Here is a 25705-nt window from a genome sequence, read left to right on the forward strand (position 1 = left end):
GTTCAAGAATACGAGAAACCGTTTACATTACGATGTTGGTGTCGAATATTACCCTGCTTATTTGGTGGAAAATCACACAGCATTAAGAGGGTGCATTATTTTGCAATCAATCAAGCAAAATAATCCACCCTAAATCATGCGCCCTAAATGATGGCAAGCTCAATGGAGTCCGTTATGAAAAACGTCCCGCTCCTACTTATCAAAGTAAGGAACGGGACGTTCATATTTTTCTTATGAAAGCTTGTAAACCCTTGCTTCGTAGGGTCTCAGCTGCACTTCATTCATGGAGGTTTGGATCACATCGCTATAATTCGAAATGATCAATTCATTCCCCTCACTGTGCTGCCCAAGCGCTTCAGGCAGAGTGAACTGTGCGTCCTGATCGGAGAAGTTCAGCATGACCAGCCAGTTCTCTTCCCCCAACACGCGGGTATAGGCGTAGATCTGCTCATGCTCTTTCATAACGATGTCGTAGCTGCCGTACACCATAATCGGATATTGCCGGCGCAGCTCAATCAGCTTCTTATAATAGTTGAAAATGGAATCCGGATCCTGAAGCGACTCTTCCACGTTTATCGTCTTATAATTCGGATTCACACCAATCCAAGGCTGGCCTGTAGTAAATCCCGCCTGTTCGCTGTCGTTCCACTGCATCGGTGTGCGCGCGTTGTCTCTTCCCTTCACATAAATGGAAGCCATCGCTTTGTCCGGATCTATGCCCCGCTCATTCACCGATTCATTATAGAAGTTAAGGGATTCTACATCTTTATAATCACCTATGCTGTCGAACTTCACATTGGTCATCCCGATCTCTTCACCCTGGTAAATATAAGGCGTGCCCTGCAGAGTGTGAAGGAACGTTGCCAGCAGCTTGGCCGACTCTTTACGGTAAATTGTATCATTCCCAAAGCGGGAAACCATACGGGGCTGATCATGATTATTTAAATAGAGACTATTCCAGCCTTTGTCGTTCAAGCCATACTGCCACTTGCTGGTCACCGCTTTCAGGTCGGCGAGCTTCCAAGGCTTGAAATTCCACTTTCCGCCTTCCGCCGAATCAATATCCATCGTTTCAAACTGGAAGACCATATTGACTTCTTTATTATCCGCATTTGTAAATTCAAGCGCCTGCTCCGGGGACACGCCAGGCATTTCTCCGACGGACATAACGTCGTATTTGGACAGCACCTGTTCGTTCATTTCTTTCAAGTATTGATGGATTCGAGGTCCGCAGAGAAAGAATTCCCCGCCCCAGGCGTATTTTTCCCCGCCCGGCACACTTGGCAGATCATCCGCTTTGGAGATACAGTTGACAACATCCATACGGAAACCGTCGATTCCTTTTTCCATCCAGAAGTTCATCATGTCGTAAACGTCTTTTCTTAATTTCGGATTCTCCCAGTTGAGGTCAGGCTGCTTCTTCGTGAATAAATGCAGGTAATACTCATCTGTTGCCTCATCATATTGCCATGCCGATCCCCCGAAGAAGGACAGCCAGTTGTTTGGTTCCGAGCCATCAGGCTTTCCCGTTCTCCAGATATAGTAGTCACGGTAAGGATTATCCTTGGACTTCCGCGACTCCTCGAACCAGGCATGCTCATCCGAAGAGTGATTGATCACCAGATCCATAATCAAACGGATTCCGCGCTCATGCAGTCCGTGCAGCAGCTGCTCCCAATCCTCCATCGTTCCAAACTCATCCATGATCGCCTGGTAATCGCTGATATCATATCCGTTATCATCATTCGGTGATTTATAAACAGGACTCAGCCAGACAATGCCGACTCCGAGCTCCTTTAAATAATCCAGCTTGCTGATTATCCCCTGCAGATCTCCAATGCCGTCCCCGTTGCTGTCCATAAAACTTCTCGGATAGATCTGGTAGACAACGCCCTCTTTCCAAAAAATCGCTTCTGTCATTCCTCTCGCCCCCTTGATATGTTAAAGCAGGGCGTTGATTTCAACGCCCCGCTATTCTGCTAGCAATTACTGATGAACCACACTGCTGATTGGGGCCACCCGGCCATAACCGGCTTTGGCGCCCTGCGTTGGAGCCGCCCATAACACTCCGTTCGTAATGACCTGAAGAATCTCAGGCTGGTGGTACACAGGGAACATTTCATGTCCGGGTCTGAAATAGAACAGCTTCCCTTTCCCCCGTCTGTAACAGCATCCGCTGCGGAAGATTTCGCCGCCTTCAAACCAGGAGATGAACACCAATTCCTCCGGAGCCGGAATTTCAAACCGTTCGCCGTACATTTCTTCCTTCGGAATTTCGATGTATTCGCCGAGTCCGTTCGCAATCGGATGGCCAGATTCCACTACCCACAGTCTTTCAATTTCGCCGTCGTCCCGCCATTTCAGCGCGCCTGTGTTGGTGCCGAGCAATCGTCCGAATATTTTGGAGCCATGGCCGGAGTGGAGCACAATCAGCCCCATGCCTTCCAGCACTCTCTGACGTACTTTTTCCACGATATCGTCACGGACTTCGTCATGAGCCAAATGACCCCACCATAGCAGTACATCCGTATTCGCCAGTCTTTCATCGGTCAACCCATGATCCGGCTCGTCCAGCACGGCGGTCGCCACTTCCAGCCCTTCCACGGTTTCGAGATGATCCGCAATCGCTCTGTGAATGCCCCGGGGATAAATGCTTGCTACTTGTTCATTATGTCTTTCATGCCGATACTCGTTCCATACGGTTACTTTGAGATTAGCCAATGTATGATACCTCCTGTTTTGTGGATACCCATTTTTCTTCAGTAAATGAATCGATGATGGAATCTAGTGTTTTCTGATTGATATAACCGTCTTTCATCGTTGCATTCAGCCCGTCACCCTTGCCGTTTACGAGGTCAAAAAAGGCCTGCATCTGTCCGACCTTACATTCATCCGGAATCTCCGCTTTGCGGAAGCCCTCATCCTTTTCCTCGGCAAAATTCACATAGAGCGTGTCCTCTTCCTCCAAATTATAGATCAGCGCCCCTTTCGTTCCATGAATCTCAAACTGCTGATAATTGCCCCGTCCGTATGCGAACCGTGTAATGGACATGGTGGAGGAGATCCCGCCTTCAAGCCGGGCCAGCACATGGCAGAAGTCATCGACATCAACTTCCCCTTTTCCTTCGCCGCCAACAAGCTCGCGTTCCTTCATAATCGTCCCGGCATCGGCAAACACGCGCTCGATCTCCCCCACGAGAAACCGGTTAAGATCCAGAACATGCGAACCGAGATCGCCCAGCGCTCCCGAGCCTGAAAGCTCCTTTTGAAATCTCCAGACCAACGGCACGCTCTCATGAAGTCCCCAGCCCTGCAGGTATTGACAGTACACATGTCTGATATCGCCAATCTTCCCTTGTTTAATCAGTAACTTGGCATATCTGGCCGCCGGTTTGTAGCGGTATGAGAAGCAGATCATATGAGGGATCGGGTTGAGTTCTATCATTTCATTCAGAATATCCGCCTCTCTGGTGTCCAGAGTGACAGGCTTTTCGAGCGCAAACGGCTTGCGGTGTTTGATGGCCGCGTAAGCAATCGTAAAATGATTATAGTTAGGCGTGCCGATCGTAACAGCGTCCACTTCAGGATTCAGCAGCAGTTCTTCATAATTCAAATAGCGCCTTGAGTCCGGGATATTTAATTCATTGCCCCTTCTCTGAAGCGTCTCTTCGTTGCAATCGCAAATGGCCCACACTTCGGCGTCAGGGCTTTCCTGAATACCGGCGATGTGAAAATCCGCGATCCCTCCGAGCCCGATAACACCTATTCTCAGCTTGTTCATACCCCACCATCCCATCCTCTAATTGCTTGAAAATCCTCTCTCAGTATAGTATGTGATACAATAAACGGGAATGTAGCAAAGATACTCTTTTTGTACAAAAGCGACTTTTTCAATTTCCGTAAAGGGGGAGCTTCCTGTTGCTGGCCATCAATGTGGAATTCATTCCAAAAATTAAACTAATGGGCTTTATCTCCTATACAAATCCGTGGATTCACTTTAAGAGAAACACCAACGAGCATGTCCTTTATTTTATCAAAAGCGGGGAGCTTCATATGCAGGAGAACGGGGTTTCCTATGTATTGAAAAAAGGCGACATTTTTATGCTGGAACCTAACCTCGATCATGAAGGTACTGCGCCGCATGTATGCGATTATTACTATATTCATTTTGAGCATCCGGATATTCAGTCCTCGAATCCTGCTGATCTGCTCACTCTTGCCAAGGAATTTATTCTTGAAGGTCAGACTTCTTATGATGCGCCGTACAGCAGCGTTTGCCATTTCCCCAAGCGTTATACTTTATCCGATAAAAAAAGCCTTCATCAAACCCTGCATGCGATGAATGAAATGCTGCAGCTGTACAAGCGCAAACATTTTAACCGAAGCCTGACGGCACTGAAATTCTCGGAGCTGTTAATCGAGGTATCCCGGGAATACGTGATTCATGAGCTTCAACAACATACCGGCAATAACACGAAATCGGTTGTGAAGGTTCATGCGCTGCTGGATTATATCCACGGACATTACGCCAGTAAAATAACGAGCGCCGATATTGAGCAGGAGTTTGAGTGCAATTACGACTATATCAACCGCATTTTCACCAAAGTGACCGGTCACCCGATCATGCGTTATGTGAATGTGGTCCGAATCAACCACGCCAAGGAATTAATTGAGGCCACGCATTTAAGCTTCAGTGAAATCGGGTATTTGACTGGGCTAAATGATCCATTTTACTTCAGCAAAGTGTTTAAGAAGTTTGTCGGCCTATCGCCTATTCAGTACTACAAGGAGATCAGGAAGAAGGACTGAAGGGGGGCGGCTGGAAAAAGAAATACCGTCAGGATGTCCCGACGGTTCCTAAACGTTCCTATTCAGTTGATCTGGATTTGGGACAATAGGTCACCGCTGCTTCACTTCGGCCACACGGTCTTATATATTTTTCACTCTAAGCCGAACAGTTTCCTTAGGCTGCGGGAATGTCAAGGTTAGAACACCCGTATCCGTCTCAACTGTTCCTCCATCCGGCAACCCTTTAATCTGCGAATGCTCTGTAATCTGCAAATTTTTGAAATGTACAGTCCATTGCGTCCATTTGCCGATATATCCGAGATGAGCCGGGTCAATAGAGAATTCTGCAGCTTCGGAACTCTCCACGAGATCCAGCTGGAACAGATTGTATTTACCCTTATCATAAGCATAGGATTCCCCGTCATCATCGTAAAGCTCAAAAATATTGTTCGCGCTTCCCGTACAATAAACATCAAGCCGGAGATTGCCGTCGCCTTCCATTAATGTGGAGCTAACCGGCTCTACCTGCGGCAGAATTGCCCCGCCTTTGACGTATAAGGGCAAGATATTCAATGGGGCCCGGGCAACTATGCTGCCGCCGCCTTCCACTCTTTCCCCCGTCCAATAGTCATACCATGTGCCCTCCGGGAGATACACGGCGCGGAAGGTTGTACCCGGCCGGTATACGGGCGCCGCCAGAAGGTCGCTGCCGAGCAGGAACTGGTCGCAAAGATTATACAACTCGGGATCGGAAGGATACTCAAGAATCAATGGACGAATAACAGGTATGCCCGTTTCTGCAGCTTCCCGAAAAAGAGAGTAGATCAGCGGCATCATCCGATAGCGCAGCTTGATATAATCACGGCAGATTCCCTCGATCTCCGGCCCAAAGGACCACGGCTCCTGTCTTAAGCTGGACTGCTCGCTGTGATTGCGGAAAAATGGAAACAACGCGCCCATTTGAATCCAGCGGGCCAGCAATTCACCGCTTGCGTGAAAGGCAAACCCCCCGACATCGGGACCGGCAAATGCAACGCCGGAAAGACCGAGATTAAGCACCATAGGCATAGACATGGCCATATGCTCCCAGTAGCTGCGGTTGTCGCCAGTCCACACCGCCGCGTACCGCTGGATACCGGCATACCCTGCCCGCGTCAGCACGAACGGACGCCGTCCCTCCAGATTTCTTTTCAAGCCTTCTGCGGTTGCCTTACACATCAGCAGACCATACAAATTATGGACGGTGCCGTGAGATAACGGACTTCCGTTGTTATTGTGAATCGTATCCACATCCATCGTCATCGTCGGGCCAAAGACGGCGGGCTCGTTCATATCGTTCCAGATGCCCTCAATACCCGCTTCCGTGTAAAAGCGATGCAAATCTCCCCACCATTTTCCGGTTTCGTCATCCGTAAAATCGGGAAAGACGCTAGGGCCTGGCCATACCGGCCCTACGAAGGGCTCACCGTCCGGTTTCAGGCACCAGTGCCCGCCTTCAACCCCTTCATTGTATATCTCATAATTGGAATCCACTTTGACCCCGGGATCGACAATCGGTACGATTCGGATGCCGAATTCCCGCAGATCCCGGATCATCGCCGCCGGATCGGGAAAACGGACAGGATCAAAGGTAAAGACCCGATACTCGTTCATATGGTGAATATCCAGATGGATCACATCGCAGGGAATATCTTTCTCGCGAAAGGTATGCGCCAATTGCAGCACTTCATCCTGGGACAAATAGCTGTAGCGGGATTGATGGTATCCCAGTGCCCATTGCGGTGGAAGCTGCATTCGCCCGGTCAACGATGTGTACCGTTTGAGCACATCCTTGATTTGCGGACCGGCTATAAAATAATAATCAAAAGAGCCTGTCTCTGTCTGAATGGAGTAGATATCCTTTTGGCTGCGCATATCAAAGAACGTTCTGCCGGGATTATCCAGAAAAATACCGTAGGCCATTTGCGGCTCGTGAACAATCAGAAAGGGGATCGACTGGTACAACGCCTCCATCTCCGGCACATGCGGAGAAAATACGTCTGAATTCCACATTTCGTAGCGTTCTCCCCGCTTGTCCAGAAAGCCCGTTTTTTCTCCAAGTCCGTAATAATGGGCGTCCGGGGAAACATTGAACGTTCCGGACACGGCCATTTTATCATCCCATAGCAGCAAACTGTTATCTACGACCCTATTACCGGCTTTGTCCAAAAACCGGAGGCTACAGTCGGATTTTGATATTTCGAGAATTACATGTTTGGTTTCCCACAAGTAAGCCTCTTTCGTCTCCTGTATCTCCGGCAAATGATGTTCAGCCTCTTTTACAACAGCAATAGTACCTGTCATATCCAAGGCCCTGCTTGTGAGCAGCTCCGGGAACAGCTTGATGCGAATGATCCCTTCGCTCATTTTGTGCAACGCGAGAATGCCGTGTTCGCCTTGAACGATCAGCAGGTTCCCCTCCTGTGATAACCCGGTTAATCTCCCCATCCCGATAAGCTCTTTCGAATTCTGGGGATATTCGATATTATCAGGACTTATGGTTTCACTGTTCAACATTTGCAGGTCCTCCCTTTGATAAAGCCGAACGACTTGTCTTCGGCCTCACCAACCCAAAAATTTTCTGTATTTTTCTATAGTTTTGTTACTGATTTTTTATATAAAATTCGGAATGCATAAGGCATCAATTCACCTTGATATACACCGGTTGGTCGAGTTTCCATTGCGCCGCTCATGGCATCGCACCATTCACCGCAGAGGAATGGGAATTCGGCTGCAAGCGGGACCGGGGACGCGTTCATAATCACAACCACATGATCTTCACCGAAATGGCGCTCATACACCAGCAGGGAAGAACCTTTCTCGGCCCACAAGGTCCGGAACGATCCTGAAGTCAGCGCCGGATGTTCTTTACGCAGCAGGATGAGCTTTTGGTAGAAAGAGAACAGCTCTCTGTCCTGCTTCTCGGATTCCCAGATCATGCACCTGCGATTGTCGGGATCGAATTGACCCGCAAGTCCCACTTCATTCCCGTAATAAATGCTGGGCGCCCCAACAAAAGTAAACTGAAGCGCGGTGGCCAGCTTCATCTTCCGCTTGTCATCACCGCATAATGTCAACAACCGTACCGTATCGTGCGTATCCAAATGAATGAAGCAGCTCTCATTCACTTGCTGCGGATACCGCGCCAAATATCCGCCGATTTTTGCGGCGAACTCAAACGCATCATGATGCTCAAAAACGACAAAATCGAGGATCGCATGGGCCACTGGATAGTTCATTACACCGTCGAATTGATCCCCTTGCAGCCATTTCATCCCGTCATGCCAAACTTCCCCCAGAATATAGGCGTCAGGTTTCAGCTCTTTCACCGCTTTACGGAATTCCCGCCAAAAGGTATGATCCGCTTCGTTCGCCACATCCAGTCGCCAACCGTCCACATCCGTCTCTTCGATCCAATAGCGTCCCACGTTGATGAAATAATCCCTAACTTCCGGATGGGCCGTATTTAATTTGGGCATGGTCTGTTCAAACGCAAATGTCTTATAGGTAGGAATTCCATCGGTAACTTGAAGCGGCCACTCGTTAATGTGAAACCAGTCGTAATACTTTGAGTCCTTCCCTTTCTCCACGACGTCCTGGAAATATGGAAACGTAACCCCGCAGTGATTGAACACACCATCCAAAATAATGCGAATGCCCCGCCCATGGCAGGCCTGCACCAAAGATCTCAGTGTCTCCAGCGACCCAAAGTGAGGATCGATCTTCAAATAATCCCTAGTATCGTATTTATGGTTCGACGGCGCTTCAAATAGAGGCGTAAAATAGATAACGTTAATTCCCAGCTCCGTCAAATAATCCAGATGTTCCCTTACCCCCTGCAAATCTCCGCCAAAAAAATTATAATACTCCGGCCTACCGCCCCATGCCTGTGTCTCTTGTGGATCATTACTCCCGTCTCCATTAGCGAAACGCTCCGGAAATATTTGATAAAAAACGGCGTCCTTTACCCAAACGGGCGGCTTGTGAATATCGATCGGATGCAGATAGGGGAATTCAAACAATCCCAAATGCTCCCTGGGCGAATCGGAATGAAAGCCTTTTTCGGTAAACCAGATTTGATCGTGGCCTTTTGTCAGAAGAAAACCATAAGCAAGTCTGCCATACGGAGGGCGTACCGCTGCCTGCCAGTAGTCATACATCTCATCCCTCGCCAGAATCACCATACTCTCTGTTGCCATGTCGCCCCAGGGTTTGCATTTATCTCCGAACAGGACATCCACCTTTAGGACATCATCTCTTTTTGTGCGGATACGCAAATGAACCGTTTGATCATCGTAACCATAAGTCCAGCAATCACCCGGACGGTGATATATCGCTTCAAGCAGCATAATTAAACCTACAACTCCTTTGACATTAAAATATTAACTTTTCCAGTGCAGATCAGCCCTTCTCAGACCCTGCCATCAATCCTTCAACCAGATACCGCTGCAATAAAATGAACAGCAACGTCAAAGGGATCGCGACCAGCACGCAGCCGGCGGCGAACAGCGTAAATTCCGTGGCGAACTTCCCCTGCACAATTTTGAACAGTCCGACAGCCAGCGTCTGTTTCTCCGGCGTACTTAACACCATGTTGGCAAAAATAAAATCGACAAAACCTCCGCTGAATGAAGTGAGGGCGATAAAGACAAGCATCGGCTTGGACAACGGCAGCATAATTCGCCGGAATACCGTGAAATTGCCGGCTCCGTCAATCCGGGCCGCATCGACCAGACTCTGCGGAACCGTGTCAAAATAACTTTTCACGTACAAATAGCCCATCGGTGCTCCGGCCGAATACACCAGAATGAGGGATAGATGCGTATTGAGCAGCTGCAGTTGCATCAGCAAAATATAAACAGCAATCATACTCATAAATCCGGGAAACATCCCGATGATGAGCAGTCCCAGCATCAGATTTTTACGGCCTTTGAACCGGAAACGGGAAAAGACATAACCGGTGATTGTAACCAGGAATGTGCTGAAGATCATCGTAAAGAAAGACACTTTGAACGTGTTGATGAACCACTGCGCGTACGGATACGTATTGAATAAATTCCTGTAATGCTGAAGCGTGAACGTGGTTGGAATCAAATGCTCACTGTATAAGGCGTTGCCCGGTCTGAAGGAGGACATTACGACCCAAAGAGCGGGATAAATACATACGATGCCAATTACAACCAGCCCGACATAACAGAAGAAGTTGCCCAAACTCCATTTCAGCTTCGCGTCCGCTTTTGTCATCTGTGCAAATCCTCCTCCTTAAATGCCTTCGTTCTCCGGATGTTTGCGATCGCAAAGGATGAAACAATGATAAATATGAAAATGCCTATAATGGAAGCAAAATTATATTTGCCGCTGTCAATCGTCAACTTGTATAGCCAGGTGATAAGAATATCGGTGCTGCCGGCGGATTGGTAGGCCGGATTTGCCGGATTCCCGTTCGTCAGCAAGTAGATCAAATTAAAATTGTTAATATTTCCGGCAAAGGACATCACCAACAGCGGGCCAAACGAGAACAGGACCGTCGGCAGCGTGATTGCATTGAATTGCTGAAACGGACTGGCCCCGTCTATTTGGGCAGCTTCGTACAAGTCCCTCGATATCGTGGATAAAATCCCGATAATCATCAGCATCGCAATCGGAAAACCAATCCAGATGTTAACGACGATTACCGTGAACTTGGCCCAGAACGGGTCCGTCAACCAGGGCAGGCCTCCCAGACCGAAATAACCGAGATATTGGTTAATCGGGCCAAACTCACCGTTAAACATGTTTCTCATAATGAGCAGTGAAATGAACTGAGGGATCGCATAAGGAATAATAAATAAGGTGCGCCAAAAGCCTTTAAAGCGGATCCCTTTTTTCTGAACCATCAGGGCCACGACAAATCCGCCCGTAAATGTCGTCAACGTTGCGCACACCGTCCAAATTAGCGTCCAGAGCGCTACTCCGTAAAAAGTCTGATTCCAGGCTTTAATGGTAAAGATATTTTTGAAGCCTTCCAGTCCGATCCAACTCACCAATTTGGCTGGTGGCAAAAAATTCGGAGCCGAATAATTCGTAAAGGCCAGTAAAATCATGAACAGGATCGGCATCAGTGTAAAAAAAACAACGAGTAAAACGGGGATGAAAATGACCATCTGGGGGAATTTAGCCCCTTTAAGATACTGTAAAGTTTCCGTAAAATGCGGCGCCCGCTCCCCCTGCTCCCGTCTCTTGCCCATCAGGTAGGCGTCGCGCACATTGGCAATATAAATGATTGCTACGATCGCCATGGCCAAAATGACGATCATGCCCTCGATCAATAAAAAAATAGAGTGGTCGCCGCGGACATTGACATATACCTTCCCTACCTTTTCCAAGTGGTCGGATTTTTCCCCTAAAGTAGTCAATCCCCAGACAGCCCTGGGTAAAGAAAAGGCCAAGCCGATTCCGGCAATGTGCAAAAGGAATAACAGCACTCCCTTTACAAATTGTCGGTTGTATAGTTGTCCAAGTCCCATACCGAGCAGCGATAAGATCATCGCCCGCTTTCGATGCTGGATCATTGTTATTCATCTCCCGTTAGCAAAAAAGTGGCGGCGTCATCCCTATCATGAGATACGGATGACGCCAATAAATGAGGCAAGGCCACAGCTTATTGGTTCAAGGTTTCAATGCCTTCCTTGATACTCTTTACTGCATTGTCCAGTGTTTTCTGAGGATCTTCGCCTTTCCAAATCAACTCAAGCGCATTTGCCATTGGGGCCCATACCTGCTGCATCTCAAAGATCGACGGCATCGCGATGGAATGCTCAAACTGCTGAATCGCCCCGCTGACCATCGCGTTGTCTTTGATTGCTGCTTCGTTCTCCATGCCTTTGCGGGCGGGAATAAAGCCGGACACTTCGAAATTCTTCAGCAGCGCTTCCTGTGTTGTCACATATCTGGCGAACAACTTAGCCGCATTCGGATATTTGGAATACGCGCTGACATAATAAGCCTTGACGCCAGCGAATGTATTAGGCACCTCGCCGTTCGGGAACTTCGGCAGCGGAACCATGCCGACTTCAAAGGGGAGAGCGGAGAAATTGCCGATATTCCACACGCCATCCAGATTAATAGCCAATTTCCCTTCCTGGAACAAAGCGGTTTTCACATCGCCTGTAGCATCGGCTGCTTCCATAGGCAAAATTTCGCGCATGGCCTGAAAGTATTTCATTGCTTCAACGGCACCCGCATTGTTCAGCCCGATATCCTCCGGATTGGTATTGTCGTCGCCAAAAACATATCCGTCATAACCCGAGAAGAAGGGGTAGGCAAAGTAAAAGTTATTCAACTGCATCATAAATCCGTATTTCTTCGTTCCCACATCGTTATATGTCTTGGAGAAACGGATAATGTCGTCCCAACTATTCAAATCCGACTCCTTGACCAGTTCCTTGTTATAGAACAAAGCATAGGTTTCCATATTGCGGGGATAGCCGTAAAGAATGCCGTCTTTCGTAACGGCATTCACCGCCGTTTCCTGGAATTCCGCTTTGGTCTCCTCTTCAAAGAAATCATTCGGAAGGACAAAGCCGCCCGCTACCGCTTCGCTCAAATTGTCATGAGGGAGCACTAGCAGATCTGACGCCAGCCCGGCGGGGCCGTCGGTCTTCATCTTGGTCATCTGCTCCGGGGCTCCTTGTTCCTGAACCTCAACCGGAATGTTGTACTGCTCAGTGAATTGTTTGGCGATTTCGGTCAAGAAAGGAAGCCCGTCTTTCCCGTCCCAGACAAGCAGCTTGGCGCCGGGCTCCGGTGTCAGTTCGTCGGTATTTGCCGTATTTTCGTTATTTGTGTTGGCTTGTTCTGCAGACTGCGGATTGCTCTCTGTCGTTTGCTTGGGGGAACATGCCACCGTACCGAACATCAAAATAATAGCGAGCCACAGGATATTGATTTTCCCTAATTTCATCACAATAACCACCCTTCGATTATTTAATAAAACGCTTTCAATGAAACACTTAATCAAATGAGTAAATCTATATTTACTCATTTCAACCCTTTACCCTCGCCAACCGCCTCCTTTCAATGTCATATTGATTAATCGTTTAATCTTATGATAAAAAAATATAGCGCTAGAACACTATACTTTTTTACGATAAGGAATCGTGCTTTGCCGAACAGTAAGACTGACCGGAATGATCACGTTTCTTGTGGAGGATACCGTTCCATTAATTTGATCAAGCAGCATGTTAACCGCTATTTGGCCCTTGCTCAACACATCTTGCCGAATTGTCGTCAATGAGGGAATCATAAACTGGGTATAAAATATGTCATCGAAGCCCATAACGGACATATCTGCGGGAACAGATCGACCTACATCATGCAGCCCCCTGATTAATCCCATGGCAGAAACGTCGGAGAAAGCGAACACAGCACTAATTTTGCTTTTGCTGCTTCCGATCCTTTGGGCCGCCTGATACCCGCCCTGTATGGAGGAGAACTCCTCAAACACCAGTTCCGGATCACTCGGGATATCGTATTCTTGTAACGCCCTCAAATAACCTTGGTAGCGGAAATAGTTGACTCCGCCTTCCTCCAGCTTCCCGGTCAGCACAGCGATCGTCTTATGGCCTAATCCCATCAAATGCTTCGTCCCCAGATATCCCCCCGCTTCGTCATCCAAATTGACTTGGTACAAGTCAGGATTGGACAAGTAGCTGTCCAGAAATACACACGGCACACCCATTTCCAGCACTTTTTGCAAGGCAGAAGAATGGCCGAAGGTACCCACGACAATAAGACCGTCAAGATGCCGCTGTTTCACAAAAGAGAAATCCTCTTCCTCATTAATACCCTGCAATATGACCTGCACTTCGTGATGCCGCGCCCCGTTCTCCACTCCACGCACAAGCTCCCAATAAAAAGGATTGTCCTGCAGTATTCCTTTCTCCAGAAAAGGAACGACAACGGCAATAAGATGCGAATTTTTATTTTTCAAATTACGGGCGGAGGCGCTGGGAACAAACTGCTGCTCCTGAATGACTTTGTTCACCTTGTTGATGGTGTTTGCAGATACCCTGCCGGTTTGATTAATCACATTGGACACCGTAGCAACGGATACGTTTGCAATCCGGGCGATGTCTTTAATTGAAACTTTGTTGTTCATAAAGGCTCCTCAATTTGATTAAACGTTACATCAATATAAGTTGATTTAATCACCTAAGGATTATTTTGTCAATGAATTTTTGAAGATAAGGGCTATTAATTTATTCGGATAGAGATCCGGTTTTAGGATTTAGTTTAGCCGAATTGGTAAGCGAAAGCCTTTTTACCTTATACAAAAAAAGACTTCCGGTGCATCGGAAGTCTTTTTCGGTAAGCTGCCTTCGTTGTTCTATACACCGGATCGTTATAACAGTCCGACCATCCGCAATCCCTCGAGAATACCGTTATCACTTACGTTCCTGGTTACATAAGACGCCGCCTCTTTCACCTTGTGCTCGGCATTTCCCATAGCGATGCCGTGACCGACGAATTTTAACATTTCAATATCGTTGAGCCCGTCTCCAAATGCATATATATCGCCCTTCTTCACGCCAAGAGCTTTCATCATCTGTGCAATGCCGTTGGCTTTCGAGCCGTTCTTCGGCAATACATCCATACAGACCGAATGCCAGCGGATGAAATATAAATCCGGATACTCGTTGACATATACGGTTTCCTTGTCCTCAGGACAGAAAATCATGGCTTGGTAAATATCGTGGTTCAAAAAATATTCTGCATCATGCTGCGGCAGGGCCAGCTTCAATGAACCGATACTCGTCTCAATATCGACATGGGTGTCGACATTTACCTTCATCCCGTACGGGTCCATATAAGCTACCGGATGATCCTGCTTCTCCGCAAAAACGGTAAGCGATTTAAGCGAGTCCGTGGAAATCGGGTTCCGGTAAATCGTCTCTCCCTTATAAACAACTAACTGCCCGTTCATTGAAACATAGGAGTCAATCTCTAGCTCTTCCCGCAAACCTTCAAACATGTAAGGAGCTCTTCCTGTAGCAATCGCAACATTGTGGCCAAGTCTTTTCAGTTCGGCGATCGCTTCACTGGTGGATGGGGGCACTTTCTTGTTCTCATCGTAAATCGTGCCGTCGATATCAAAAAAAATGGTTTTATTAGACATGTTTCTCCCAATCTCCTCAGTTATCCCCTTACAATAGGGCTTTTACCAAAGTGTAGCCTGTAATTGGAGAGCGTGCAAGCGATCAGGTATAATATTAGCAAAAAAGCAAGCAGCTATGGATTCCTGAAGGAAACCAGTCGCCGCTTGCTAATTAATACACCTTCTTATACTCACGGTCCTCTTTAATAATCTCCACAGCTTCCTTGAACCGGATCGCATGAATAATCTCACGCTCCCGCAGGAACTTCAGGCTGTCCTGCAGATCCACATCATCCGTCATATCGATCAGCCACTGGTATGTAGCCCTTGCCTTTTCCTCAGCGGCGATGTCCTCGTACAGATCGGCCAGCGGATCGCCCTTCGCTTGGATGTAAGCGGCTGTAAACGGTACACCTGCTGAGTTCTGGTAGAACAGCGCATGATCCCGCTGCGCATAATTCGGGCCAAGGCCGGCGGCTTCCAGCTCCTGTACCGAAGCGTCCTTCGTGAGCTTATAGATCATTGTGGCGATCATTTCGAGGTGGGCAAATTCTTCAGTTGAAATATCATTCAAGACCCCAATAACTTTATCAGGAATCGTGTATCTTTGGTTCATATAGCGCAGTGCTGCAGCCAGCTCGCCGTCAGCACCTCCATATTGCTCCATTAAATAACGTGCCATCCGGACATCGCATTTACTGACACGAACCGGATACTGCAGCTTTTTCTCGTATATCCACATGCGGAAGCTTCCCCTCCTTAGTAACTGGTAAACAATCTCCTACACCTGCCATGGCCAAGGGCTCTGGCTCCATTCCCACGGGCATTTCGAATAAGCGCGGCCAAAGTTCTGAAGGGGACCGTACAGCTCCTGGAACTGCTTAGCCAGCCGGGTACGTTCCTGCGTAAGCTGGTTGAACTGTTGAATGCTTCTTAAATCGCCGGGATGGGTGTCCAGATACAAGTTCAGCTCCACCAGGGCAAAATCAAGAATCTGCAGCTGCTCCAGCATTTCATAATAACGGGGCTCGCAAGGATTTGCCTCCATGACCTAGCACCCTCCTTTTGACATAGACTCATACGGACTGAACAGCGCAGGCCAGAGCGTACCCGCCCTCAATGCCTCGGGTAGACTGAACTGCGGCAGATCCGGCGGCTGAAAGCTAATATACTGGTTTGGCGGCACTACATACGTCTTGAACGGCTTCGGCGGACAGGGGTCGAACGGCCCCCTATACGGTGTGTACACGCGTTCCTGGGAATCCAATGTTTACATCCTCCTTTGCTCATGTCACTGCTTAGGCAGCAGTAATGATGAACGCTTACCTTCGTAACTAATTTATGACGGCTGATGGGGAATAAGACGGATAACGAAAAAAACTTACCCTGCAAGAGCTTCAGCACTCTGCAGGGTAAGTCCAAATGTGGTCCTATTATTGTTTTATCTTGTTACTCCTTATCCTCGCTTATGTCCGGTAAACCCTCCTCATTCGGCGCAGGCGGCTCACGGTGAATATTAATTCTGGTAATCCGGAGGCGGGTGGATTCCTCCACTTCAAAAATCACACCATCAACCATAACACGCTTGCCCTTGGAAGGATTGCCTTCCAGCTCTTTGAACAGCCAGCCGCCGATGGAATCCACTTCTTCATCCTCGATGACTGCACCGGTTAAATCGTTGACATCTTCAATCAGCATACGGCCTTCAACGGAAATATACTCTCCGTTACGCTCCACACTGGGCCGTTCATCTTCGAACTCATCATGCAAATCGCCCACAATCTCTTCCAGAATCTCCTCTGCTGTCAACAAGCCTGCTGTACCGCCGTATTCATCCACGACCAGGGTAAGCTGGGAATGGTTTTTCTGCATCAGCCGCAGTACATGACTGATCTCCATGGATTCCGGCACATTCAGAATGGGCCGGACCAGCGAAGCCAGATCGTTCTGCTGCTCCGGCGGCGCAAACAACAGGTCAGTGATATGGATAAAACCAATAATCCGGTCCTTGTCTTCCAGGGCAACCGGATAACGGGAATGCTTGGTTTCTGTTATAATTCGCATATTGTCTTCCAGCGAAAGATTGCTGTAAAGCACATCCATATCGGTTCGCGGAAGCATGACTTCACGGGCCAGCAAATCCGAGAATTCGAAGATGTTATCCATCAGCTTCATCTCGTCCTTGTCAATGACTCCGCTTTTCGCGCTCTGATTCATAAGTATGCGGATTTCCTCTTCAGAGTGGGCAGCCTCGGCTTCACTGGCAGGCTCGACACCCACCATACGCAGCAAGGCGTTGGCTGATGCGTTAAGCACCCATATAAAGGGCAGAAACAAATTATAGAAGAACATCAAGGGTGCTGACAGCACCAAGGCCGAACCTTCTGTTTTTTGAATCGCCAGAGACTTCGGCGCAAGCTCGCCCAGCACAATATGTAAAAAAGTAATGATCGAGAATCCGATAATGACGGATACGGTGGCAATTAGCGTATGATCGGTAACGCCCAATTGAAACATTAGCGGTTCTACGAGCAGCTCCGATATCGCCGGTTCACCCACCCAGCCAAGTCCGAGAGAAGCGAGGGTAATTCCAAACTGGGTAGCGGACAGGTAAGAATCCAGCCTTTTATTAACCTTCAGCGCGTACCCGGCCATTTTGTTGCCTTCACTGACCAACTGTGTCAAACGCGACTGCCTGACTTTCACAAGCGAGAACTCCGCCGCCACGAATACACCGTTTAACAATACGAGCACCAGAACCAGCAAAAGATTAAGCAGCAATCTCCCCACTTCAAATTCCGTATGCACTATAACAACGCCCCATTTCTACAGAGTGATCGCTTTTCTTGTTTTGAAATCAACATTCGGGTAATACATATCCGCTACCAAAAGATTAGGTCCGCAGCAACTGGCTGCGTCGCAGTGACAATTTACCTTCTGATTAAGCGGATGCTGCGAAAGCCACTCTGCAAATATATCGTCCAGCTTACGGTTCGCGATATTGCCAAAGGCCGCAATGTCAGCAAAATCTGTAACAAAAACATCCCCTGTAAACAAGTTTACGTTAACACGGTTCCGCCCATCCGGATCATTTCGAAGGGTGACATTCTTCTCCGAACGAAGCCGGCCAAGAAGCTTCTGATCCTCCTCTAGGAAGCTGCAAGCAAAGAAGGGCAAAGTCCCGAACAGCATCCAGAGCTCAGGATCACGTGTATCCAGCAGTGAGTGGATCGCAGCAGCCATTTCCTGCAGTGACAGCACCGGCAGCGAGGAAGCAAAGCTTGAAGCATACATCGGGTGCACCTCATGCCTTCTGGCCCCCATGTCCCTGATCAGCCTGTGGATCTCCGGCAGCTTAGTATGTGTCCGATAGTTGATCATCGATTCCGCAGAAATAAGCATGCCCTCCTCACTCAGCCGGCGGGAGTTCCCGATCATCGTCTCATACAGCCGGTAGGCAGCTTCCTTGGAAACCGCATGACCGCTGTTTGCAAAACCTACTTCGTGGAAATCGTCGCCGTTTACATAATTAAATGAGATATGCATAACGTCCAGGTACGGCAGCAGCTTCTCGTAACGGGAATAAGGCATCGTAAGATTGGAGTTGATCTGCGAGCGCACTCCCCGTTCCTTCGCATATTTCAGCAAAGGGACAATGATATTATGTACCGTTTCCGCACGGAACATCGGCTCTCCGCCGGTAATACTGATCGTCTGCAGATGTTCCACTTCCTCCAGTGAGGTCAGCATTTCCTTTAGGGGCAGCATTTCTCCTTCTTTAAGAGTCAGACTGTCACCGACAGCACAATGCTCACAACGCATATTGCATAAATTCGTAACCGTCATTTCTACACTGGTAAGCACATGCCGTCCATGACTTCGCAGAGAGGTGATCGGGTCCCACGGATCGTAGCTTGGCGACAGCTCCTTTATAGATAATGATGAGGGTCTAAATACATTCATTTTTCAATAACTCCTTCAAAAGCTTATAGGCTTATTCCTTTTATTAACCGAAAATAAATCCGGAACAACATTGTCTTACCCAATATCATACCACGAAGACGAAAAAAACTGCACCGAGGCAGCAATAAACAGAAAGCAGCGGGTCCCGGACACCGACTTCCGGCATAAATCCGGTATCGATGTTGTTCCGTTTCCTCGCTGCATCAGGAGGAGAGATTCATTACCTGATCTCTCTGATTCATATCATGGTTAATTAGGACGGGCAGCAGGCTCATCCTGATCTGCCACACCGGAAATCACTACGGAGAGCGCTGTACTGAGGTCCCGCTCGAACGGCGTTACGGTTTCGCCCTCAGGTCCAGTCAGCACGCGCACAACCGGCCTGTGGGGAGTACCGGGATCAATCTTTACTACGACTCCGCTCTCCCCTGTACTAAGTGTCACTGTAAGTCCGAGAGGATAAATGGCTACCCGATCCCGGAACAGCTCCAGCTGCTTTTGTTCGTATAACGTTCCGGAGCCAACATACAGTGCCTCCACCGCTTGATGGGGAAGCATCGCTTTTTTGTATACACGGTTAGAAGTCATGGCATCATATGAATCAGCTACTCCCAGCCATTTGGCATATTCATGAATTTGCGGTCCTGTCAGACCACGGGGATAGCCGGAGCCGTCAATCCGTTCATGATGCTGCAGAGCGCAATGGGCAGCCAGAAGCGGAATGTTGGGTTCCTCCTTAAGGATACGATAGCCGATTTCCGTGTGGGCCTGCATGTGGCGGAATTCATCTTCGCTGAGCATGCCCGGCTTTTGGACGATTTTGACCGGGATTTGGGTCTTGCCAATATCATGCAGCAGTGACCCCAAACCAATTACCTTCAAATCGTTTTTGCTGTAGCCATGGGCAATCCCAAGCACCAAGGTATATAGACAGACATTCAATGAGTGCACATATAAATAGTTGTCAGTGGTATGCATGTCGAGCAGCATGATCATCGGATCTGCCTGCGAAGACATGTCGTCCAGAATGAAGTCCATAATTTTCGAGAACTTTTTGTCCAGATGGTAAAAGCCCTTTGTAATGGTCGAAGCCCCTGTCATATCCTGAAACTGGCTTCTGATCACTTTAAGAGCCTGATTGCGGGTCTCATCCTGCAGCATCCCCGGAATAATTACATCATCTGTCAGTGCATCTTCTATATATACATAGCCGATATCCATCTTGGCCAGACGGCTAATTATGGGATTAGTAAGCTCGGCTCCATCCGCAAGCAGAATAATCCCTTCATCATTATAAATTTTTTTGCCCAGCTTCATTCCGGCTTTAAGCTGATTCACGGATACTAAACGCACTTTAACTCACTCCTGCCTTAAACGGTAAGTTTCTTTTTCTGTCTTGAAATTCGTTTGCTCGATAATGTGTTTATACCGTTACCTTAAGAGAACACGCAATCGTGTCGGAAAAATGCATAATCCGTACTGCTTTTGTCAGGATGGTATTAACGCATAATAAACAGCCAGAAGACAGCCGCTAATATAAAACGATAGATGGCGAAATGAGTCAATCTTATTTTTTGAATCCATTTCATAAACAAAATAACTACAAGATAGGCTACCGCAAAAGAGATCAGGAAACCAATGACAAAATAGCCGATGGTCTCGCTCGTAAAGTAGCTGTAGGAATCAAGCAGCTCATACCCTGAAGCCGCGCACATGATCGGAATGGCAATCAAAAATGAAAAATCCGCAGAAGCCTTATAGCTGACTCCGCTCAGCATACCGCCTGAAATCGTAGAGCCGGAACGTGAGAAGCCGGGCCATAATACGGAAATAATCTGATACAATCCTATCGCAAGTGCCTGTCCATAGGACAAGTCATCAAGTTCATGTGCAGTAATGCGGGCTTTGCACCGCTTATTAACCCACTCCGCAATCAACATCAGGATACCGCCGGCGACAAGTGCCCAAAGCACAGTAGTAGCGCCGAAGAGGCTTTTAATAAAATCACGGGCGAAGAATGCCACCCCAAGCGCCGGGGCAATACCCAGAAAGACGTGGATCAGATTCAGACGGGAACGGGGCATTACCCCGCCTCTTTCAGATCGCATCCGCCCAATTCCGAATAAATCCAGCACACGCCGCCGATAGACAAGCGCAATAGCAAGAATAGCTCCCAGTTGAATGACGATTTCAAAGGTTTTCATGATCGGTTCTTGTTCAGCGAAGCCTAACAGATTTGCTGTGAGAATCATGTGTCCTGTGGAGGATACGGGGATAAACTCGGTAATACCTTCGACAATAGCCAAAATAATAGCAGTAATAGTATCCATAAGATCCTCCTTGTTGTAATTTATTAAAATTTAGATTATTTAAGTTTATTTTCCCAGCGGAATACGCCGGATTCGTCAAGACTTCCCGGGCGCTGCAGCTCCATCCGCAGCAAATCCCTCAGGAAATGGGGCAGCAGGAATACGGTATCCGTACCATTTGCGATACTCTCATAGCCCATTCGAAAGGTGAACATATCCAGCGTTCCAACACTATAATTGCGCTGATCCTCCAGCGGTTCACCCTCGACAAAAATCGCAATACCGTTATCATAAGGCATGCTCTGCGGATTATACAAGATTTTTAATCCGTCTACGGCCAGGCTGCCCAGCCTTCCCCCCCGGAAACCATACCCGTAAATAACTTTACTGCGGAAATCCTGTGTAAGGCTCTGCTCCAAGGCCATGCGGATATCTCTCCCCGACAGCATCATTATGCAGGGATTAATAGGCGAAGGGCAGAGAGAATGCAGCAGCCCTGTTGTAATCTCACCCTTTGGGAGATGTCCCAAGAGCTGCCCTGTATTCACTAGTGAAAGCTGGCTTCCAGTAAATTGCCGAACCGCTTGTGCAAGAAGGTTGCCAAAAGGAGATTCCCCATCCAGGTTCAGGGGCAGCTCCCGGTCCGTAATGGCAACTGTCTCGCGCAGCGCTTCCCGGCCACGCTCCAAATGCAGCCCGACCACAGGTGATAATCTGTCCTCAGTGAGTAAAGGATCTACAGGAATACATTCGCCTGTTACCAGCCTAAACTCCTGCTCCTCTTCCTTGCGTTCGAATGTAAGCCTTCCGACATAACGGCCGAATTTCCCGGCACCGCATACAGCTGTACCATTGATCATCAGAGGCTGCTCCAGCATATGGTGTGTGTGACCGCCAAGAATGGCATGGACGCCCTCTAACTTCTCAGCGAGAAGCTTATCGGCGGGAAGTCCCAAATGGGACAGCACAATCAGCAGATCCACCTTCGGAGCCAGCAGGCGGCACTGTTCGCGAAGTGCATCCTCAGGATTTGACACTTCCCAGCCCAGCAGTGAATAGAAGGAAGTGAATGCTACTGTCGCTCCTGTAATGCCTATGGTTAAACCGTCCTTTTCCACAATGGCATGACTTTTCATCCATTGCGGGGGCGCTCCTGTGGAGCTGTCCACAAAATTACAGCAAACGACCGGACATTGCAGGCCCGTGAATATAGCATCAAGCATTTCCGGTGAGAAGGTCAGGCCTTCGTTATTGCCGATAGTAACGGCATCATAACCGGTCAGGTTGATTACATCAATATTGGCTTGGCCCATACTGCCTTCTGTCTCAACAGCCGCCCTGTCCATATGATCACCGATATCGAGCACCAGCACCGGGTCTTCGCCGGCAGCAGCCCTCTGCTTCGCTATAACCGCAGCCACGGGGCTAATCATTTCAAAATGGCTATGTATATCGTTAGTATGCAGGATCGTCAATCTTTGCGGCGCGGACCTCATCTGTACATCCCCCCACCTGTTAAGCCACACTATATAGCGGCGGCAAGTACTTTCTCTTCCAGAGCTTAGCATAACATTTTCAGGCTCATTATGGTATATTGGAGTCATTATCAAATAGCCCCACGAAGTACGGGGACCCCAAAATATATCATTTCCGAGGTGAATAAATATGCAAATTACGATCCGTCTATTTGCCGGTTTGGCAGAGGTTATAGGCACTTCTTCTCTCTTGTTCCATGCTCCCGAGACGCCCCTTACCGCGGGAAGATTGAAGGAACTCCTCTCCGCCTCCTATCCGGATGCAGCTTCCCAAATCGCGGTTTCGCTGGTTGCCATTGATCGGGAATACGCGCCCGAGGATTCCGTTATTCCTGAAACTGCCGAAGTTGCGCTTATTCCTCCTGTTTCCGGAGGGGAAGCTTTCTCCATATATGAAAGTACACCTGACGGACTTTACGAAATTACGGATCGGGTGCTTATCGCAGAAGAAATCCTGGGCAAAGTGCTGGATGCGGATCATGGGGCTTCCCTGCTGTTTGTCGGTACGACCCGTGAAATGACCGGGGACCAGCGCACAACAGAACTGCATTACGAAGCCTACATTCCGATGGCACTTTCCAAGCTGCAGGAAATTGGCAATGAGGTTAAGGACCGCTGGAACGCCGGCTGCGCAATCACTCACCGCATAGGTGTAGTCGGCCTCAAAGAAGCAAGTGTCATCATCGCCGTTTCTTCTCCCCACCGGGATACATGCTATGAAGCTAGCAGATTTGCCATCGAGAAGCTGAAGCAAATGGTTCCCATTTGGAAAAAGGATATCAACGAGGACGGTCAGATCTGGAAAGGATCAGAGAGCAACCCTGCAGGGTCATTTAACGTATAAAAGTGACATCTTTATCAGTGAAAATATCACCTTTTATGCTATGCTGAAAAAAATGATTCAGAAGGTGGCATGGGACTTGAGAGTGCACATCACGGATCTAAAACCTGGTAATTATCTTAAAGATGATACTTTTAGCTCCAGGGGACTTCACGTATTGTCGAAAGGGACACATCTCCGGATCGATGAAATCGCCAAGCTCATGCAGCATGGTGTCGACTACGTTGATATTGAAGCTCCTAAGGAACCTCTCTTAATATCCGGCAAAAAACAGATCAATATCCAGGCCATAACCAAAAACTTTGATCATATGATTGCGGGCTTCGAATCGTTTTATATGGAAGCATTGGCCAAAGGCAGCTTTAATCAAACCATGGTGGATGATGTTCTCCAACCTCTTCTGGGCTCTCTTGATAAACATAAAGACGTAGTTTCTCTCCTGCTTATGCTTGATCGTGAAGATAACTACACTTATAATCACTCACTTCAAGTAGGCATGCTTTCTTATTATATATCTTCTTGGCTAGGCTATACCAAGGAAGAGAGCTATGAAATCAGCCGTGCCGGATATTTGATTGATATTGGGAATTGCCGAATTTCACCCGAATTGTTGAACAAGCCTGGGAAGCTCACCTCCGCCGAGTATGAGGAAGTTAAGCGACACACTACTTACGGCTATGAGATCATCCGCAATTCTATGGGTGACCGGAACACTGCTTTGGCAGCCCTGCAGCATCATGAACGGGAGGACGGTTCCGGTTATCCCGGTAATCTGAAGAAGTCTGAAATTCATCCTTACGCACAGATTGCAGCAATAGCAGACGTATACAGCGCTATGACCACCGATCGGGTATACCAACCTAAGCAAGAGCTGATTAGCGTCCTGCGCGAATTACACAACCTTAGCTTCGGAAAGCTGAACGCTAAATCCGTACATGCCTTTATTCAACATCTAATGCCCAATTTTATTGGTAAAAGCGTATTGCTGAACACCGGTGATATGGGAATCATTATTATGAATAATCCTACCGATGTGTTCCGGCCTCTGGTTCAGATCGAAACCCGTTTTTGCGATCTATCCCGTGAGCGCAATGTTGCGATTGTTGAGATTTATATGGAGTAACAAGCTGCATTTTATCCCCCTCAGGGCCGGGGTGTCCCAAAAGCCATGAAAATGGCTGTGGGACATCCTTTTACTTTTGGAGAAAGATTGAAGTGGGTGTTTAGATGGACGCTCCGCGAACGGACCGTTGCTCCAATCGCTGTGCTCTCCAGATTTTATTTATTTTCCTGAGCGGTAAAAATCCGGAGAGCAAGGCGACCGCTGCCGCTTTTCCGCAATCGTTCCGTCCTCTGCGCTGCTTTTAGCTGAATTTGTTTCTTCAATCTTCTCTAGAAATAGCAAAAAGGAGCGATTTTTTTGTACCTTCCATATACCATGGACCACTTGCCAATGGATCTGGAAGAAGATATTCCAGCTCGTCACCTCGTTCGTGTCGTCAACACAGAGGTCAACCAGCTAGACGACTCCATCTTTGCCGCAGCCTAACCTGGCGGCGCAGCTACCATCCCAAAACACTCACTAAAGTCATCATCTACGCCTACACTCAGGTGCATCTTCCTCTCGCCAAAGCTGTGCGGGAGAATATTCCCCCCCTGGCGGTCCGCCGAATGATCGAGCCAGAAAGACCCTTATTTTTATTACTATTCCTGGTTTTGATTTCGCAGAGTTCGGCTACACTCAGAAGTAAGGATCGTTTAAAGGTTCTTGAATTTATGTAAAAGGAGCAGCACACATCATGCTTCCCGTCCACGAACGCCTCGCCGAGCTGTACACTCTAAGCTGCCGGCGTCAGCTTACCTTATCCGAAGCCGCTGAGCTGCAGCAATGCCTGCAAGTAAACGCCAGATACTGCTGGGAAATGGCCTGCCTGAATAATGAAGCAATGCTCGCCTTAACAATAGATGATGCCGCTTGGCAGCAAGATATTAGCAACTTGATGTATGAGCTTCGACTAACAGGCAAGCACGCCAAACGCAAATAAAGACTTCATCGTATAAAAAAACCGAAAGGCAGACACCTTAAACAGGGTCT

The 25705-nt window shown here is 48.1% G+C and carries 22 protein-coding genes; 4 read left to right on the top strand and 18 right to left on the bottom strand.

The window, feature by feature from the left end:
* Window positions 1–231: 231 nt before the first annotated feature.
* The 3 genes from PaeBR_RS18650 to PaeBR_RS18660 all read right to left on the bottom strand — a co-directional run bounded on the left by PaeBR_RS18650 (window position 232) and on the right by PaeBR_RS18660 (window position 3781).
* The gene (locus PaeBR_RS18650) at window positions 232–1920 is read right to left on the bottom strand and encodes a glycoside hydrolase family 13 protein (RefSeq protein ID WP_410512011.1); all 1689 of its coding nucleotides are present in this window, start codon (window positions 1918–1920) and stop codon (window positions 232–234) included.
* Window positions 1921–1986: 66 nt separating this feature from the next.
* Window positions 1987–2721, bottom strand: a complete 735-nt coding sequence (locus tag PaeBR_RS18655) for a ThuA domain-containing protein (protein ID WP_410512012.1) — start codon at window positions 2719–2721, stop codon at window positions 1987–1989.
* Complete coding sequence (locus PaeBR_RS18660) at window positions 2714–3781, bottom strand: Gfo/Idh/MocA family protein (protein ID WP_410512013.1); 1068 nt, start codon at window positions 3779–3781, stop codon at window positions 2714–2716. The genes PaeBR_RS18655 and PaeBR_RS18660 overlap by 8 nt, the downstream gene beginning before the upstream one ends.
* Before the next feature lie 137 nt (window positions 3782–3918).
* Between PaeBR_RS18660 and PaeBR_RS18665 the strand changes: the two genes are divergently transcribed.
* Entirely contained in the window at window positions 3919–4809 is an 891-nt protein-coding gene (locus PaeBR_RS18665) for an AraC family transcriptional regulator (protein WP_410512014.1), read from the top strand.
* 120 nt (window positions 4810–4929) lie between these two features.
* Here the strand turns inward: PaeBR_RS18665 and PaeBR_RS18670 are convergent, their stop codons facing one another.
* The 15 genes from PaeBR_RS18670 to PaeBR_RS18740 form a co-directional block, all read right to left on the bottom strand.
* Entirely contained in the window at window positions 4930–7344 is a 2415-nt protein-coding gene (locus tag PaeBR_RS18670; RefSeq protein ID WP_410512015.1) for a TIM-barrel domain-containing protein, read from the bottom strand.
* Between the two features lie 74 nt (window positions 7345–7418).
* The gene (locus tag PaeBR_RS18675) at window positions 7419–9176 is read right to left on the bottom strand and encodes an alpha-glycosidase (protein WP_410512016.1); all 1758 of its coding nucleotides are present in this window, start codon (window positions 9174–9176) and stop codon (window positions 7419–7421) included.
* Window positions 9177–9228: 52 nt separating this feature from the next.
* Window positions 9229–10071 (bottom strand): sugar ABC transporter permease, encoded by an 843-nt coding sequence (locus tag PaeBR_RS18680; protein ID WP_410512017.1) that lies wholly within the window; start codon window positions 10069–10071, stop codon window positions 9229–9231.
* Window positions 10068–11378 carry a carbohydrate ABC transporter permease gene (locus tag PaeBR_RS18685; RefSeq protein WP_410512018.1) on the bottom strand — a complete coding sequence of 437 codons (1311 nt, stop codon included), beginning with the start codon at window positions 11376–11378 and terminating at the stop codon, window positions 10068–10070. Before PaeBR_RS18685 ends, PaeBR_RS18680 begins: the two co-directional genes overlap by 4 nt.
* A gap of 89 nt (window positions 11379–11467) precedes the next feature.
* Entirely contained in the window at window positions 11468–12769 is a 1302-nt protein-coding gene (locus PaeBR_RS18690) for an extracellular solute-binding protein (protein ID WP_410512019.1), read from the bottom strand.
* A 171-nt stretch (window positions 12770–12940) separates the two neighbouring features.
* Complete coding sequence (locus PaeBR_RS18695; protein ID WP_410512020.1) at window positions 12941–13966, bottom strand: LacI family DNA-binding transcriptional regulator; 1026 nt, start codon at window positions 13964–13966, stop codon at window positions 12941–12943.
* A 243-nt stretch (window positions 13967–14209) separates the two neighbouring features.
* Window positions 14210–14983: a Cof-type HAD-IIB family hydrolase gene (locus PaeBR_RS18700; protein WP_410512021.1), complete on the bottom strand. Its 774-nt coding sequence runs from the start codon at window positions 14981–14983 to the stop codon at window positions 14210–14212.
* A gap of 151 nt (window positions 14984–15134) precedes the next feature.
* Window positions 15135–15704, bottom strand: a complete 570-nt coding sequence (locus PaeBR_RS18705) for a manganese catalase family protein (protein WP_410512022.1) — start codon at window positions 15702–15704, stop codon at window positions 15135–15137.
* 39 nt (window positions 15705–15743) lie between these two features.
* Window positions 15744–16010 (bottom strand): spore coat protein CotJB, encoded by a 267-nt coding sequence (locus PaeBR_RS18710; RefSeq protein WP_410512023.1) that lies wholly within the window; start codon window positions 16008–16010, stop codon window positions 15744–15746.
* Between the two features lie 3 nt (window positions 16011–16013).
* Complete coding sequence (locus PaeBR_RS18715; protein WP_410512024.1) at window positions 16014–16229, bottom strand: spore coat associated protein CotJA; 216 nt, start codon at window positions 16227–16229, stop codon at window positions 16014–16016.
* A 182-nt stretch (window positions 16230–16411) separates the two neighbouring features.
* Window positions 16412–17770 (bottom strand): hemolysin family protein, encoded by a 1359-nt coding sequence (locus tag PaeBR_RS18720; protein ID WP_410512025.1) that lies wholly within the window; start codon window positions 17768–17770, stop codon window positions 16412–16414.
* Between the two features lie 18 nt (window positions 17771–17788).
* Entirely contained in the window at window positions 17789–18925 is a 1137-nt protein-coding gene (yfkAB, locus tag PaeBR_RS18725) for a radical SAM/CxCxxxxC motif protein YfkAB (protein WP_410512026.1), read from the bottom strand.
* Window positions 18926–19174: 249 nt separating this feature from the next.
* Entirely contained in the window at window positions 19175–20242 is a 1068-nt protein-coding gene (locus PaeBR_RS18730) for an HD-GYP domain-containing protein (protein WP_410515239.1), read from the bottom strand.
* A gap of 182 nt (window positions 20243–20424) precedes the next feature.
* Window positions 20425–21255 (bottom strand): undecaprenyl-diphosphate phosphatase, encoded by an 831-nt coding sequence (locus tag PaeBR_RS18735; RefSeq protein ID WP_410512027.1) that lies wholly within the window; start codon window positions 21253–21255, stop codon window positions 20425–20427.
* Between the two features lie 35 nt (window positions 21256–21290).
* A complete protein-coding gene (locus tag PaeBR_RS18740; protein WP_410512028.1) occupies window positions 21291–22730 on the bottom strand; it encodes a bifunctional metallophosphatase/5'-nucleotidase in 1440 nt (479 codons plus the stop codon).
* 169 nt (window positions 22731–22899) lie between these two features.
* Between PaeBR_RS18740 and PaeBR_RS18745 the strand changes: the two genes are divergently transcribed.
* The 3 genes from PaeBR_RS18745 to PaeBR_RS18755 all read left to right on the top strand — a co-directional run bounded on the left by PaeBR_RS18745 (window position 22900) and on the right by PaeBR_RS18755 (window position 25655).
* A complete protein-coding gene (locus tag PaeBR_RS18745; RefSeq protein ID WP_410512029.1) occupies window positions 22900–23613 on the top strand; it encodes a molybdenum cofactor biosynthesis protein in 714 nt (237 codons plus the stop codon).
* Window positions 23614–23689: 76 nt separating this feature from the next.
* Window positions 23690–24733: an HD-GYP domain-containing protein gene (locus PaeBR_RS18750; protein WP_410512030.1), complete on the top strand. Its 1044-nt coding sequence runs from the start codon at window positions 23690–23692 to the stop codon at window positions 24731–24733.
* Between the two features lie 676 nt (window positions 24734–25409).
* On the top strand, window positions 25410–25655 hold the full coding sequence (locus tag PaeBR_RS18755; RefSeq protein WP_410512031.1) for a hypothetical protein: 246 nt from the start codon (window positions 25410–25412) through the stop codon (window positions 25653–25655).
* Window positions 25656–25705: the final 50 nt, after the last annotated feature.

The organism is Paenibacillus sp. BR2-3, from assembly GCF_046529485.1.
Lineage (GTDB): Bacteria > Bacillota > Bacilli > Paenibacillales > Paenibacillaceae > Paenibacillus_AQ.

Coding starts and splice junctions, on each gene's coding strand:
- PaeBR_RS18730 (WP_410515239.1), bottom strand. CDS start 20,242: ATGAAGCTGGGCAAAAAAATTTATAATGATGAAGGGATTATTCTGCTT.
- PaeBR_RS18705 (WP_410512022.1), bottom strand. CDS start 15,704: ATGTGGATATACGAGAAAAAGCTGCAGTATCCGGTTCGTGTCAGTAAA.
- PaeBR_RS18650 (WP_410512011.1), bottom strand. CDS start 1,920: ATGACAGAAGCGATTTTTTGGAAAGAGGGCGTTGTCTACCAGATCTAT.
- PaeBR_RS18670 (WP_410512015.1), bottom strand. CDS start 7,344: ATGTTGAACAGTGAAACCATAAGTCCTGATAATATCGAATATCCCCAG.
- PaeBR_RS18710 (WP_410512023.1), bottom strand. CDS start 16,010: ATGGAGGCAAATCCTTGCGAGCCCCGTTATTATGAAATGCTGGAGCAG.
- PaeBR_RS18660 (WP_410512013.1), bottom strand. CDS start 3,781: ATGAACAAGCTGAGAATAGGTGTTATCGGGCTCGGAGGGATCGCGGAT.
- PaeBR_RS18745 (WP_410512029.1), top strand. CDS start 22,900: ATGCAAATTACGATCCGTCTATTTGCCGGTTTGGCAGAGGTTATAGGC.
- PaeBR_RS18690 (WP_410512019.1), bottom strand. CDS start 12,769: ATGAAATTAGGGAAAATCAATATCCTGTGGCTCGCTATTATTTTGATG.
- PaeBR_RS18735 (WP_410512027.1), bottom strand. CDS start 21,255: ATGGATACTATTACTGCTATTATTTTGGCTATTGTCGAAGGTATTACC.
- PaeBR_RS18695 (WP_410512020.1), bottom strand. CDS start 13,966: ATGAACAACAAAGTTTCAATTAAAGACATCGCCCGGATTGCAAACGTA.
- PaeBR_RS18680 (WP_410512017.1), bottom strand. CDS start 10,071: ATGACAAAAGCGGACGCGAAGCTGAAATGGAGTTTGGGCAACTTCTTC.
- PaeBR_RS18740 (WP_410512028.1), bottom strand. CDS start 22,730: ATGAGGTCCGCGCCGCAAAGATTGACGATCCTGCATACTAACGATATA.
- PaeBR_RS18700 (WP_410512021.1), bottom strand. CDS start 14,983: ATGTCTAATAAAACCATTTTTTTTGATATCGACGGCACGATTTACGAT.
- yfkAB (WP_410512026.1), bottom strand. CDS start 18,925: ATGAATGTATTTAGACCCTCATCATTATCTATAAAGGAGCTGTCGCCA.
- PaeBR_RS18755 (WP_410512031.1), top strand. CDS start 25,410: ATGCTTCCCGTCCACGAACGCCTCGCCGAGCTGTACACTCTAAGCTGC.
- PaeBR_RS18675 (WP_410512016.1), bottom strand. CDS start 9,176: ATGCTGCTTGAAGCGATATATCACCGTCCGGGTGATTGCTGGACTTAT.
- PaeBR_RS18685 (WP_410512018.1), bottom strand. CDS start 11,378: ATGATCCAGCATCGAAAGCGGGCGATGATCTTATCGCTGCTCGGTATG.